The 14,176-nt window shown below is 38.1% G+C and carries 12 protein-coding genes, 1 rRNA gene, 1 pseudogene and 1 riboswitch; of the genes and pseudogenes, 13 read left to right on the forward strand and 1 reads right to left on the reverse strand.

The genetic code is table 11. The features are described from left to right. The first annotated feature begins 34 nt into the window (after window positions 1–34). Window positions 35–150: ribosomal RNA gene (gene rrf / locus AC0IXC_RS25010) — 5S ribosomal RNA — on the forward strand. Between the two features lie 43 nt (window positions 151–193). Here rrf and AC0IXC_RS25015 read toward each other — a convergent pair. Next, window positions 194–447: pseudogene (locus AC0IXC_RS25015) on the reverse strand (hypothetical protein). Between the two features lie 298 nt (window positions 448–745). Beyond that, a riboswitch (purine riboswitch) is annotated at window positions 746–847 on the forward strand. Between the two features lie 110 nt (window positions 848–957). On the opposite strand from AC0IXC_RS25015, the gene purE reads away from it, so the two are divergent. From purE to purD, 12 genes are all read left to right on the forward strand, one after another. Continuing rightward, a complete protein-coding gene (gene purE, locus AC0IXC_RS25020; protein ID WP_002167058.1) occupies window positions 958–1,443 on the forward strand; it encodes a 5-(carboxyamino)imidazole ribonucleotide mutase in 486 nt (161 codons plus the stop codon). Continuing rightward, the gene (purK, locus tag AC0IXC_RS25025) at window positions 1,440–2,591 is read left to right on the forward strand and encodes a 5-(carboxyamino)imidazole ribonucleotide synthase (RefSeq protein WP_002140188.1); all 1,152 of its coding nucleotides are present in this window, start codon (window positions 1,440–1,442) and stop codon (window positions 2,589–2,591) included. Before purE ends, purK begins: the two co-directional genes overlap by 4 nt. After that, a complete protein-coding gene (gene purB / locus AC0IXC_RS25030) occupies window positions 2,588–3,895 on the forward strand; it encodes an adenylosuccinate lyase (protein ID WP_002139387.1) in 1,308 nt (435 codons plus the stop codon). The genes purK and purB overlap by 4 nt, the downstream gene beginning before the upstream one ends. An 88-nt stretch (window positions 3,896–3,983) precedes the next feature. After that, entirely contained in the window at window positions 3,984–4,703 is a 720-nt protein-coding gene (gene purC, locus AC0IXC_RS25035; protein ID WP_002029482.1) for a phosphoribosylaminoimidazolesuccinocarboxamide synthase, read from the forward strand. Continuing rightward, on the forward strand, window positions 4,696–4,950 hold the full coding sequence (gene purS, locus AC0IXC_RS25040) for a phosphoribosylformylglycinamidine synthase subunit PurS (protein ID WP_000278823.1): 255 nt from the start codon (window positions 4,696–4,698) through the stop codon (window positions 4,948–4,950). Before purC ends, purS begins: the two co-directional genes overlap by 8 nt. Then, window positions 4,947–5,630, forward strand: coding sequence for a phosphoribosylformylglycinamidine synthase subunit PurQ (gene purQ / locus AC0IXC_RS25045; RefSeq protein WP_002140189.1), 684 nt, complete (start codon window positions 4,947–4,949; stop codon window positions 5,628–5,630). Before purS ends, purQ begins: the two co-directional genes overlap by 4 nt. Further along, complete coding sequence (gene purL / locus AC0IXC_RS25050) at window positions 5,614–7,833, forward strand: phosphoribosylformylglycinamidine synthase II (RefSeq protein ID WP_326996989.1); 2,220 nt, start codon at window positions 5,614–5,616, stop codon at window positions 7,831–7,833. Before purQ ends, purL begins: the two co-directional genes overlap by 17 nt. Next, the gene (purF, locus tag AC0IXC_RS25055; protein ID WP_002124870.1) at window positions 7,818–9,233 is read left to right on the forward strand and encodes an amidophosphoribosyltransferase; all 1,416 of its coding nucleotides are present in this window, start codon (window positions 7,818–7,820) and stop codon (window positions 9,231–9,233) included. Before purL ends, purF begins: the two co-directional genes overlap by 16 nt. 100 nt (window positions 9,234–9,333) lie before the next feature. Beyond that, window positions 9,334–10,374: a phosphoribosylformylglycinamidine cyclo-ligase gene (purM, locus tag AC0IXC_RS25060; protein WP_002010019.1), complete on the forward strand. Its 1,041-nt coding sequence runs from the start codon at window positions 9,334–9,336 to the stop codon at window positions 10,372–10,374. Further along, window positions 10,371–10,955 (forward strand): phosphoribosylglycinamide formyltransferase, encoded by a 585-nt coding sequence (gene purN / locus AC0IXC_RS25065; protein WP_471653513.1) that lies wholly within the window; start codon window positions 10,371–10,373, stop codon window positions 10,953–10,955. The genes purM and purN overlap by 4 nt, the downstream gene beginning before the upstream one ends. A gap of 28 nt (window positions 10,956–10,983) precedes the next feature. After that, entirely contained in the window at window positions 10,984–12,519 is a 1,536-nt protein-coding gene (gene purH / locus AC0IXC_RS25070; RefSeq protein ID WP_471653514.1) for a bifunctional phosphoribosylaminoimidazolecarboxamide formyltransferase/IMP cyclohydrolase, read from the forward strand. Window positions 12,520–12,897: 378 nt separating this feature from the next. Beyond that, window positions 12,898–14,169: a phosphoribosylamine--glycine ligase gene (gene purD, locus AC0IXC_RS25075; RefSeq protein ID WP_471653515.1), complete on the forward strand. Its 1,272-nt coding sequence runs from the start codon at window positions 12,898–12,900 to the stop codon at window positions 14,167–14,169. The last annotated feature ends 7 nt before the right edge of the window (window positions 14,170–14,176 follow it).

Consider the following 14,176-nt stretch of genomic DNA (forward strand, 5'->3'; position numbering starts at 1 on the left):
GTTATCTAGTTTTGAAGGAATATACCTTCATCAGTTTGGTGATGATGGCAGAGAGGTCACACCCGTTCCCATACCGAACACGGAAGTTAAGCTCTCTAGCGCCGATGGTAGTTGGGACCTTGTCCCTGTGAGAGTAGGACGTCGCCAAGCAAAAACCTAAGTCGTTTCGACTTAGGTTTTTTTGTGTTTATTTTTATTTACCGAAGGTTAAAATCCATAAATTTAATAATCCTAAAGACGAAAAAAGAATGAAATAGAGGCAGTTTAAAATAATGGCAATGATTTTTTGTGCTCCGGATTTTTCGAATGCTCCTAAAATAATCCCTAAGAATAGGAAAGATTATTTCTATCATAATAATGAGAGTAGAAAAAATGGGATGATATAAATAAGCATTCAATAATTACAGCAATTACTGCGATAGAGAAAAATAAATAGGATAATAGCACAGTTATTTTTTTTCACGGTTATTCCTCCTTTGAAATTAAATCGTTATAATATAGGTTCTATCGATGTATAGAACACAAGAGAGTATGTATATTGAGTAAAACATACTGAAGTATTATATAAATAGTTATACGTAAAATAGATCTCTAGAAATATATATTCTAATTCCCTTTCCTTCTTGCATATAGTTGCAATTCTTCTTTTGAATATAACTAAAACACGAACGTTATCGATGACTAATAAAAAAACATTCGATTATTTATTGACATTGTTTATGAAATATTGTTAATATAGCCATAGAAACAATAATATATAAGACCTCATATAATCGCGGGGATATGGCCTGCAAGTCTCTACCTAACGACCGTTATTCGTTAGACTATGAGGGAAAGTCACTCGGTATTTTTCTATTCACAAGGGATACGTATGCCTGAGTAGAGCACTTTCTCTCATAGTAAAAGAGAAACTGTTCTATTTCAGGCTTTTTTTATTTGAATCGGGGGGATTCTAATATGAAATCACTAGTTGGAGTCATAATGGGAAGCACGTCAGACTGGGAAACAATGAAATATGCTTGTGACATTTTAGATGAATTAAATATACCGTATGAGAAAAAAGTTGTATCCGCTCATCGGACTCCGGATTATATGTTTGAATATGCAGAAACAGCTCGTGAACGTGGAGTAAAAGTTATTATTGCTGGAGCTGGTGGAGCAGCGCATTTACCAGGAATGGTTGCAGCGAAGACAAATCTTCCTGTAATTGGTGTTCCAGTTCAATCAAAGGCGTTAAACGGCCTAGATTCGTTATTATCCATTGTCCAAATGCCAGGAGGGGTTCCAGTTGCAACTGTTGCAATTGGTAAGGCTGGTTCAACAAATGCTGGATTGCTTGCTGCACAAATACTTGGATCATTTCATGATGACATACATGATGCATTAGAGTTGAGACGAGAAGCTATTGAGAAAACTGTGCGTGAAGGTAGTGAGCTAGTATGACGAGAATCATCTTACCTGGAAAAACAATCGGCATTATTGGAGGCGGCCAGCTTGGAAGAATGATGGCGTTGGCAGCTAAGGAAATGGGTTATAAAATTGCTGTTTTAGATCCTACAAAGCATTCACCATGTGCACAAGTTGCTGATGTTGAAGTCGTTGCACCATATGACGATTTAAAAGCAATTCAGCATTTAGCAGAGATAAGCGACGTTGTCACATATGAATTTGAGAATATTGATTATAGATGTTTACAATGGCTTGAAAAACATGCTTACTTACCACAAGGTAGTCAGTTGTTAAATAAAACGCAAAATCGTTTTACAGAAAAGAATGCAATTGAAAAAGCTGGGTTACCAGTAGCATCGTATAGATTGGTTCAAAATCAAGATCAACTTACAGAAGCAATTAAAGAGTTATCTTTCCCTTCTGTCTTAAAAACAACGACAGGTGGATACGATGGTAAAGGGCAAGTGGTTTTAAAGAGTGAAGCTGATGTTGTGAGAGCAAAAGAACTTACTAATAAAGCAGAGTGCATTCTAGAAAAATGGGTGCCCTTTGAAAAAGAAGTATCAGTTATTGTAATTCGTAGTGTAAGTGGTGAAACGAAAGTATTTCCGGTAGCGGAAAATATTCATGTAAATAACATTTTGCATGAATCTATCGTTCCAGCCCGCATTACAGAAGAACTTTCTCAAAAAGCAATTGCTTACGCAAAGGTACTTGCGGATGAACTAGAACTTGTGGGAACACTAGCGGTAGAGATGTTTGCTACAGCTGACGGTGAGATTTACATTAATGAATTAGCACCAAGACCTCACAATTCAGGACACTATACACAGGATGCATGTGAAACGAGTCAATTTGGTCAACATATTCGAGCAATCTGTAATTTACCTCTTGGAGAAACAAATTTGTTAAAACCAGTTGTCATGGTTAACATTTTAGGCGAACATATAGAAGGGGTCCTAGGACAAGTGAATAGACTAACCGGGTGCTATTTACACTTGTATGGAAAAGAAGAAGCAAAAGCACAGCGAAAAATGGGGCATGTTAATATTTTAAATGATAATATTGAAGTCGCTCTAGAAAAAGCGAAGAGTTTGCATATTTGGGACCATCAAGAACAACTGTTGGAGGGAAAAAGATGATTAATCGTTATACACGCCCTGAAATGGGTGCGATTTGGACGGAAGAGAACAAATTTAAAGCGTGGTTAGAAGTTGAGATTTTAGCGTGTGAAGCATGGGCTGAGCTTGGCGATATTCCAAAAGAAGATGTGAAAAAAATTCGTGAACATGCATCATTTGATATTGATCGTATTTATGAAATTGAAAAAGAAACACGTCATGACGTAGTTGCTTTCACTCGTGCTGTATCAGAAACACCAACATTAGGCGAGGAACGTAAATGGGTTCATTACGGTTTAACATCTACAGACGTAGTAGATACAGCGTTATCTTATATCTTAAAACAAGCAAATGAAATCTTGTTAAAAGACTTAGAAAACTTTGTTAGTATTTTAGCTAATAAAGCGAAAGAGCATAAATACACGATCATGATGGGAAGAACACACGGTGTACATGCAGAGCCAACAACATTTGGTTTAAAACTTGGTCTTTGGTATGAAGAAATGAAACGTAACGTAGAGCGTTTCAAACAAGCTGCTGATACAGTTCGCGTTGGTAAATTATCTGGTGCGGTTGGTACATATGCAAATATTGATCCATTCGTAGAAAAGTATGTTTGTGAAAACTTAGGATTAGAAGCAGCACCAATTTCAACACAAACATTGCAACGTGATCGTCATGCACATTACATGTCAACACTTGCACTAATCGCAACATCTGTTGAAAAGATGGCAGTTGAGATTCGTGGTTTACAAAAGAGTGAAACACGTGAAGTTGAAGAGGCTTTCGCAAAAGGTCAAAAAGGTTCTTCTGCAATGCCGCATAAACGTAATCCAATTGGATCTGAAAATATGACTGGTTTAGCTCGTGTTATCCGCGGTTATATGATGACAGCTTACGAGAATGTTCCGTTATGGCATGAGCGTGATATCTCTCACTCTTCTGCAGAACGCGTAATTTTACCAGATGCTACAATCGCGTTAAATTACATGTTAAATCGCTTTGGTAATATCGTTAAAAACTTAACTGTATTCCCAGAGAATATGAAACGCAATATGACAAGAACATACGGCTTAATTTACTCTCAGCGCGTAATGCTTACACTAATTGACAAAGGTCTGGTACGTGAAGAAGCTTATGATATCGTACAGCCTAAAGCAATGGAAGCTTGGGAAACACAAGTACAATTTAAAGAGCTTGTAGAATCTGACGAGCGTATTACAAGTAAGTTAACGCAAGAAGAAATTAACGAATGTTTCAATTATGAACATCATATGCAACACGTTGATACAATCTTTGAACGCCTTGGATTAAACGAAGCGTAAAATTTCATATGGCACAGAATAGAGTCATTCTGTGCCATTCTTTATAAAAATATTATTCACATTTTTCAAACTACAGGGGGCTTGCGAAATGCAAAAGCTAGAATTGCTGTATGAAGGTAAGGCAAAAAGAATTTATCGTACAGAAGCAGCAGATATGGTTTGGGTAGAGTACAAAGATAGTGCGACTGCTTTCAATGGGGAGAAAAAAGCGACAATTACAGGAAAAGGTCGTTTGAACAATGAGATTACAACTTTATTGTTCAGAAAGTTACAAGAAGTTGGAATTAAAACACACTTTGTGGAGAAGTTATCTGATACAGAACAACTTGTCAAAAAGGTGAGTATTATTCCATTAGAAGTTGTCACAAGAAACGTAATTGCAGGTAGTCTTTCAAAAAGACTAGGAATGGAAGAAGGAACTGCTCTTACAACACCAATTGTAGAATTTTACTACAAAGATGATGATTTAGGAGATCCACTTGTAACGGAAGATCATATTCGTTTGTTAAATGTTGCAACACCAGAGCAAGTAAGCGTATTACGAGATGCAGCTCTACAAATCAATCAAGTGATGATTGAGCATTTCGCAAGCTGTCGTGTAAGATTAGTAGATTTTAAATTAGAGTTTGGCGTAACAGAAGAAGGGGAAATCATATTAGCAGATGAAATTTCACCAGATACTTGCCGTTTATGGGATGAAACGAGCAATGAAAAATTTGATAAAGATGTATTCCGTCGTGATCTTGGGAATTTAACAGAAGCATATGAAGAAATTTTAAAACGTTTAGGGGGAGCTTCACATGTATAAAGTTAAGGTATATGTAACGTTAAGAGAAAGTGTATTAGATCCACAAGGAACTGCGGTAAAGGGAGCACTTCATAGTCTTTCATTTACAGAAGTACAAGACGTTCGAATCGGAAAATATATGGAATTAACAATTGATAAATCAGTATCTGATCTGGATAGCAAGGTAAAAGAAATGTGTGAAAAATTATTAGCAAACGTTGTAATGGAAGACTTCCGTTATGAAGTTGAGGAGGTTGTCGCACAGTGAAATTTGCAGTCATAGTATTCCCAGGTTCGAACTGTGATGTCGATATGTTCCATGCAATTAAAGATGAGCTTGGTGAAGAAGTAGATTACGTTTGGCACGATAGAGAGAATTTAGATGAATATGATGCAATTTTACTACCAGGTGGATTCTCTTACGGTGACTATTTACGTTGTGGTGCTATCTCTCGCTTTGCTAACGCAATGAAAGCAGTGCAAAAAGCTGCTGAGCAAGGAAAGCCAATTTTAGGAGTGTGTAATGGATTCCAGATTCTTGTTGAATCAGGATTACTACCAGGAGCATTAATGAGAAACGAAAACTTAAAGTTTATGTGCCGTACGGTTCAGTTACGTGTTGAAAATAATGAAACTATGTTTACATCACAATATGAAAAAAATGAAGTAATCAATATTCCAATTGCACATGGTGAGGGGAATTACTATTGTGATGAAGCAACTCTTAAACAATTAGAAGAGAATAATCAAATCGCATTCCGTTACGTAGAAAATCCGAATGGAAGCGTTTCAGATATTGCAGGTATTGTAAATGAAAAAGGAAATGTTCTTGGTATGATGCCACACCCAGAGCGTGCTGTAGATGAATTACTTGGCGGTGCTGAAGGGTTAAAAGTCTTTCAATCTATCTTAAAACAGTGGAGGGAAACATATGTCGTTAATGCTTGAGCCAAATCCAACACAAATTAAAGAAGAGCGTATATATGCGGAAATGGGGCTAACAGACGAAGAGTTTGCCATGGTTGAAAAGATTTTAGGCCGTTTGCCGAATTATACAGAAACGGGACTATTCTCTGTTATGTGGTCTGAACATTGTAGTTATAAAAATTCAAAGCCAGTTCTTCGTAAGTTTCCAACGACAGGTGAGCGTGTCTTACAAGGACCTGGAGAAGGCGCTGGAATTGTAGATATCGGTGATAATCAAGCGGTTGTATTTAAAATGGAAAGTCATAACCATCCTTCTGCAATTGAGCCATATCAAGGGGCAGCGACAGGTGTCGGTGGTATTATTCGCGATGTATTCTCTATGGGAGCACGTCCGGTAGCTCTATTAAACTCACTTCGCTTCGGTGAATTACAATCACCACGTGTGAAATATTTATTCGAAGAAGTAGTAGCAGGAATCGCAGGATACGGTAACTGCATTGGTATTCCTACTGTTGGCGGCGAAGTACAGTTTGATCCATGTTATGAAGGAAATCCACTTGTAAATGCAATGTGTGTAGGTCTAATTAATCATGAAGATATAAAAAAAGGGCAAGCACATGGTGCTGGTAATACAGTAATGTACGTAGGAGCATCAACTGGTCGTGATGGTATTCACGGTGCAACATTCGCATCTGAAGAGTTATCTGAAAGCTCAGAAGCGAAGCGTCCGGCAGTTCAAGTAGGGGATCCATTTATGGAGAAACTTCTTATTGAAGCATGTTTAGAACTTATTCAGTCTGATGCACTTGTTGGAATTCAAGATATGGGAGCTGCTGGTTTAACATCATCTTCTGCAGAAATGGCAAGTAAAGCAGGTATGGGTATTGAAATGTACTTAGATGATGTACCGCAGCGTGAAACTGGAATGACTCCATATGAAATGATGTTATCTGAATCACAAGAGCGTATGTTAATCGTTGTGAAAAAAGGTAGAGAGCAAGAAATAGTAGATTTATTTGAGAAGTATGGTCTTGCAGCAGTTACGATGGGGAAAGTAACTGAAGATAAAATGCTTCGATTATTCCATAAAGATGAAATGGTAGCTGAAGTACCAGCGGATGCTCTTGCAGAAGAAGCACCAATTTATCATAAACCGTCAAAAGAAGCAGCATACTTTGCTGAGTTTCAGCAGATGAAAATGGAAACACCAAAAGTAGAAGATTATAAAGAAACGTTATTAGCTCTATTACAACAACCAACGATTGCAAGTAAAGAGTGGGTATATGATCAATATGATTATCAAGTGCGCACTAGCACAATCGTTACACCAGGTTCAGATGCAGCGGTTATACGTGTACGCGGCACAGAAAAAGGATTAGCAATGACGACAGATTGTAACTCTCGCTACATTTATTTAGATCCAGAAGTGGGCGGTAAAATTGCAGTAGCAGAGGCAGCACGTAATATCGTATGTTCTGGCGGGGAGCCACTTGCAATTACAGATTGCTTAAACTTCGGTAACCCAGAAAAACCAGAGATCTTCTGGCAAATTGAGAAATCAGTAGACGGTATGAGTGAAGCTTGCCGCAAGTTACAAACGCCAGTTATCGGCGGGAATGTATCAATGTATAACGAGCGTAGTGGTGAAGCTGTATATCCAACACCAACTGTTGGGATGGTTGGACTTGTACACGATTTAAAACACGTAACAACACAAGAATTTAAACAAGCTGGCGATTTAGTTTATGTAATTGGAGAGACGAAAGCTGAGTTTGGTGGAAGTGAATTACAGAAAATGATCTACGGAAAAATTTTCGGTCAATCACCAAGCATCGATCTAGATGTAGAATCAAAACGCCAAAAACAAGTACTAGCAGCAATTCAAGCTGGCCTTGTTCAATCTGCACATGATGTTGCAGAAGGTGGTTTAGCAGTTGCAATTACTGAAAGTGCAATTGGTGCTAACGGTTTAGGTGCTACTGTGAAATTAGACGGAGAAGCAACAGCAGTATTATTTGCAGAATCACAATCGCGCTTCGTTATAACCGTAAAACGTGAAAATAAAGAAGCATTTGAGAAAGTGGTTGAAGCAATTCAAGTTGGAGAAGTGACAAATACAAATGAAGTAACAATTCATAATGAAGAAAATGAAGTATTACTTACAGCAAATGTAGATGAAATGAGAAAGGCTTGGAAAGGGGCAATCCCATGCTTGCTGAAATAAAGGGGTTAAATGAAGAATGTGGCGTTTTTGGAATTTGGGGGCATGAAAATGCAGCACAAGTTTCGTACTACGGATTGCACAGTTTGCAGCACCGTGGGCAAGAGGGCGCAGGCATTGTTGTAAATAATGGGGAAAAAATCATCGGTCACAAGGGGTTAGGTTTAATATCAGAAGTGTTTTCAAGAGGTGAGCTAGAGGGATTAAACGGGAAATCAGCAATTGGACACGTACGATATGCAACAGCTGGTGGAAGTGAAGTTGCTAACGTTCAACCATTATTATTCCGTTTTTCCGATCATAGCATGGCGTTAGCTCATAACGGAAATTTAATTAATGCAAAAATGCTTCGTCGTGAATTAGAGGCAGAGGGAAGTATTTTTCAAACAAGTTCAGATACAGAAGTACTTTTACACCTCATTAAGCGTAGTACAAAAGATTCTTTAATTGATAGTGTAAAAGAGGCTCTAAATAAAGTGAAAGGTGCGTTTGCATATCTTTTACTAACTGGAAATGAAATGATCGTTGCGCTAGATCCAAATGGATTCCGTCCTCTTTCAATTGGAAAGATGGGGGATGCTTACGTTGTAGCATCGGAAACATGTGCTTTCGATGTAGTTGGTGCAACATACATTCGTGATGTAGAACCTGGTGAATTGCTTATTATCAATGATGAAGGAATTCACGTAGATCGTTTTACAAATGAAGTAGACCACGCGATTTGCAGTATGGAATACATTTACTTTGCACGTCCAGATTCTAATATAGCTGGTATTAATGTTCATGCAGCACGTAAAAACATGGGGAAACGTTTAGCGGCGGAAGCTCCTATTGAAGCTGATGTTGTTACTGGTGTACCAGACTCTAGTATTTCAGCAGCAATTGGTTATGCGGAGGCGACAGGGATTCCGTATGAGTTAGGGTTAATTAAAAATCGTTACGTTGGACGTACGTTTATTCAACCTTCTCAAGAACTGCGTGAGCAAGGGGTTAAGATGAAGCTTTCAGCAGTAAGAGGCGTAGTTGAAGGAAAACGAGTTGTTATGATTGACGATTCTATCGTAAGAGGAACGACAAGTAAACGAATTGTTCGTATGCTTCGCGAGGCTGGAGCGACAGAAGTCCATGTAAGAATTGCTTCACCACCTCTTAAGTATCCATGCTTCTATGGCATTGATATTCAAACGAGAAAAGAATTAATCGCAGCAAATAATTCAATAGAAGAAATCCGTCAAATCATCGGAGCAGATTCACTAACATTTTTAAGTGAAGATGGATTAGTAGATGCAATTGGACGCCCATATGAAGGAAAATACGGTGGTCTATGTATGGCTTACTTCAATGGAGACTATCCAACAGCTCTTTATGATTATGAGCAAGAGCTTTTAGAAAGTATGAAATAAGAAGAAAAAAGCTTCTACTTCTTTTGATGTAGAAGCTAGCTTCTTTCTTAAAACGGCCGCCCTGGATGGGGAGAAATTAAAAGACGAGGTGTAAATAACGATGGCGAATGCATATAAGCAAGCAGGAGTAGATATTGAAGCTGGATATGAAGCGGTATCTCGCATGAAAAAACACGTACAAACAACAATGAGAAAAGAAGTGCTAGGCGGTTTAGGCGGTTTTGGAGGTATGTTTGATCTATCAAAATTTGCATTAGAAGAACCTGTATTAGTATCTGGAACAGATGGCGTGGGAACGAAATTGATGCTCGCTTTTATGGCAGATAAACATGACACAATTGGTATTGATGCAGTAGCAATGTGTGTAAATGATATTGTTGTCCAAGGAGCAGAGCCGCTTTTCTTCCTTGATTATATTGCTTGTGGTAAAGCTGAACCTAGTAAAATTGAAAACATCGTCAAAGGTATATCAGAGGGCTGTCGCCAAGCTGGTTGTGCATTAATTGGTGGAGAAACAGCTGAAATGCCAGGAATGTATTCTACGGAAGAATACGATTTAGCTGGTTTTACAGTTGGAATTGTTGATAAAAAGAAAATTGTAACAGGTGAAAAAATTGAAGCTGGTCACGTATTAATTGGCTTAGCATCTAGCGGTATTCATAGTAACGGTTATTCTTTAGTAAGAAAAGTGCTACTAGAAGATGGAGAACTATCTTTAGATCGTATTTACGGACGCTTAGAACTACCTCTTGGTGAAGAATTATTAAAACCAACGAAAATTTATGTCAAACCTATTTTAGAACTATTGAAGAAACATGAAGTATACGGTATGGCACATATTACAGGTGGTGGATTCATTGAAAATATTCCACGTATGTTGCCAGAAGGAATCGGTGCGGAAATTGAATTAGGATCTTGGCAAGTTCAACCGATCTTCAGTTTACTTCAAGAAGTTGGAAAACTAGAAGAGAAAGAAATGTTCAATATTTTTAACATGGGTATTGGTATGGTAGTAGCAGTAAAGGAAGAAGAGGCAAAAGATATTGTTCGTCTTCTTGAGGAACAAGGCGAGAAAGCTCATATTATTGGACACACTGTACAAGGGTCTGGTGTTACCTTTATTGAGGGAACAGAAGTATGAGTAGATTAGCAGTTTTTGCTTCTGGGAGCGGCTCTAACTTTCAATCTCTCATTAATGCGGTAGAAGACAAAATATTGGATGCAGATATTAGTTTATTAGTATGTGATAAACCAGAGGCACGCGCTATTGGACGGGCACATTATCACCATATTCCGTGTTTTTCCTTTTCAGCGAAAGCATATGAGTCAAAAGAAGCATTTGAAAAAGAGATATTAAAAAAGCTAGAAGAGTATGAAATTGATTATGTTATTTTAGCTGGATATATGCGTTTAATTGGAACGACTTTACTAGAAGCGTACGGCGGGAAAATTATTAATATTCATCCATCACTACTACCGAGTTTTCCAGGGAAAGATGCTGTTGGTCAAGCGTTAGAAGCGGGTGTGAAAGTAACCGGAGTAACGATTCACTATGTAGATGCAGGTATGGATACAGGTCCGATTATTGCGCAAGAAGCAGTAGTTGTTTCTGAAGGGGATACGAGAGAAAGCTTACAAAAGAAAATTCAACAAGTTGAACATAAATTATACGTAAATACAGTGAATCAAATTGTTCAGTCTGTGAAAAAAACCAACTGTTAACTAACATACAACCAGGGGTGAAGGATAAATGAAAAAGCGTGCATTAGTAAGTGTTTCAGATAAAACAGGAGTAGTAGAATTTGTTAAAGGTTTACTTGAACAAGGGATTGAAGTTATTTCAACAGGTGGTACGAAAAAATTATTAGAAGAAAATGGCTTGCAAGTAATTGGTATTTCTGAAGTAACTGGTTTCCCAGAAATTATGGATGGTCGTGTAAAAACATTACATCCAAATATTCATGGTGGTCTATTAGCAGTTCGTGATAATGAAATGCATGTAGCGCAAATGAATGAATTAGGTATGGAGCCAATTGACTTTGTTGTTGTTAACTTATACCCATTTAAAGAAACAATCGCTAAGCCTGATGTAACATTTGCTGATGCAATTGAAAATATTGATATCGGTGGCCCAACAATGATTCGCTCTGCTGCGAAAAATCATAAATTTGTATCGGTAATTGTAGATCCAGTAGATTATGATGTTGTATTAGCAGAACTGAAAGAGAACGGTGAAGTAACAGAGGAAACGAAACGTAAATTAGCAGCGAAAGTATTCCGTCATACAGCGGCATATGATGCGTTAATTTCTAACTACTTAACAAAGCAAATGGGCGAAGAAAGCCCAGAAACGTTAACGGTGACATTTGAGAAAAAACAAGATTTACGCTATGGAGAAAATCCGCATCAAAAAGCGACATTCTATAAAGCACCATTTGCTGCAACTTCTTCTGTTGCATATGCAGAACAATTACACGGTAAAGAATTATCTTATAACAATATTAACGATGCAGATGCAGCGCTTAGTATCGTAAAAGAATTTACAGAACCAGCAGTAGTAGCGGTAAAACATATGAATCCATGTGGTGTTGGAGTGGGTACGGATATTCATGAAGCATACACACGCGCTTATGAAGCAGATCCAGTATCAATCTTCGGAGGCATTATTGCAGCGAATCGTGAAATTGATAAAGCTACAGCAGAAAAGTTACACGAAATTTTCTTAGAAATTGTTATCGCACCTTCTTTCTCACAAGAAGCTTTAGAAGTATTGCAAAGTAAGAAAAATTTACGTTTACTAACTGTAAATATTGAAAAAGCAACAAGCGCAAGTAAAAAGCTAACTTCTGTACAAGGTGGACTTCTTGTTCAAGAGGAAGATACGTTATCATTAGATGAAAGTACAATTTCAATTCCAACGAAACGTGAACCATCAGAGCAAGAGTGGAAAGATTTAAAACTAGCTTGGAAAGTTGTAAAACATGTGAAATCAAATGCAATTGTTTTAGCGAATGATAACATGACAGTTGGTGTAGGTGCGGGACAGATGAACCGTGTAGGTTCTGCAAAAATCGCAATTACACAAGCTGGCGAAAAAGCACAAGGTAGCGCACTTGCATCTGATGCTTTCTTCCCAATGCCAGATACAGTAGAAGAAGCAGCAAAAGCTGGTATTACAGCAATTATCCAACCAGGTGGATCAATTCGTGATGAGGATTCTATTAAAGTGGCAGATATGTATGGGATTACGATGGTGTTCACTGGCGTACGTCATTTCAAACACTAATAGAGGATGTTAAAAAAGTCCGGTCAAGATAACTGTCGCATGTCGTCGTTGCATAGCCAGTGCGGTACTCATGTAGGAAAGCTACACTCCGTGTCCTCCTGGCAAATGCGCCTCGACCTGCTCGGTTCTCTTGATCCTCCTTTTTAACTTTCTATTGATACGGTTGTTTAAAAAGTCCGGTCAAGATAACTGTCGCATGTCGTCGTTGCAATGCCAGTGCGGTACTCATGTAGGAAAGCTACACTCCGTGTCCTCCTGGCAAATGCGCCTTGACCTGCTCGGTTCTCTTGATCCTCCTTTTTAAACTTTTATTGATATGAAAACAAACTAGGAGCATAGCTTCTAGTTTGTACTTATTTAATTATTGGGGGATGAAATATGAATGTTTTAGTAATCGGCCGTGGTGGACGTGAGCATGCTTTAGCTTGGAAATTTGCACAATCTGAAAAGGTAGAAAAAGTATATGTAGCGCCAGGTAATGAAGGTATGCGAGATGTTGCAACACCAGTTGATATTGATGAGAATGATTTTGATGCATTAGTCTTATTCGCAAAAGAAAACAATGTAGGCTTAACTTTCGTTGGACCAGAAATTCCACTTATGAATGGAATCGTTGATCGCTTTAAGGAAGAGGGACTTCGTGTATTTGGACCTAATAAAGCGGCTGCGGTTATTGAAGGTAGTAAAGCTTTTACAAAAGAATTGATGAAAAAGTATGATATTCCAACTGCGGCATATGAAACTTTTACAGACTATGAAGAGGCAGTAAAGTACATTCAGAAAGTTGGTGCACCGATCGTAATTAAGGCAGATGGGTTAGCTGCTGGTAAAGGTGTAACAGTAGCAATGACGCTTGAAGAGGCATTACAAGCTGTGAAAGAAATGCTACAAGATGTGAAATTCGGCGCAGCAAGCAAGAAGGTCGTTATTGAAGAGTTTTTAGATGGACAAGAATTTTCATTAATGGCATTTGTAAATGGAACAACTGTGCATCCAATGGTAATTGCTCAAGATCATAAACGAGCTTTTGATGCTGATAAAGGTCCTAATACAGGCGGAATGGGTGCATATTCCCCAGTACCACAAATTCCGGAATCAGCGGTTCAAGAAGCGATTCAAACAGTATTACATCCAACTGCTAAAGCGATGATTCAAGAAAATCGTTCGTTTACAGGAATTTTATATGCGGGGCTTATTTTAACGAATGATGGTCCAAAGGTAATTGAGTTCAATGCACGCTTTGGCGATCCTGAAACGGAAGTTGTATTACCACGCTTAGAAAATGATTTAGTTGATGTATGTAACGCTGTATTAGATGAAAGTGAATTAACGTTACAATGGTCAAAGGAAGCAGTTATTGGTGTCGTACTTGCTTCGAAAGGATATCCAGAAGCATATAAAAAAGGTGAAATTATTAACGGATTAGATGCACTGCAAGATGTAATAGTTTTCCATGCGGGTACAGCGATGAAACATGGTGACTTTGTAACAAACGGTGGCCGTGTATTATTTGTTGCTTGTAAGGCGAATAGTTTACAAGAAGCGAAAGATAAGGTCTATAAAGAAATCGGTAAAATTGAGAGTGATGGTTTATTTTACCGAAGTGATATAGGATATCGTGCAATTGGGCATGAGATGATGAAAAGCTAATGTATAA

Source organism: Bacillus sp. AC266 (assembly GCF_979253805.1).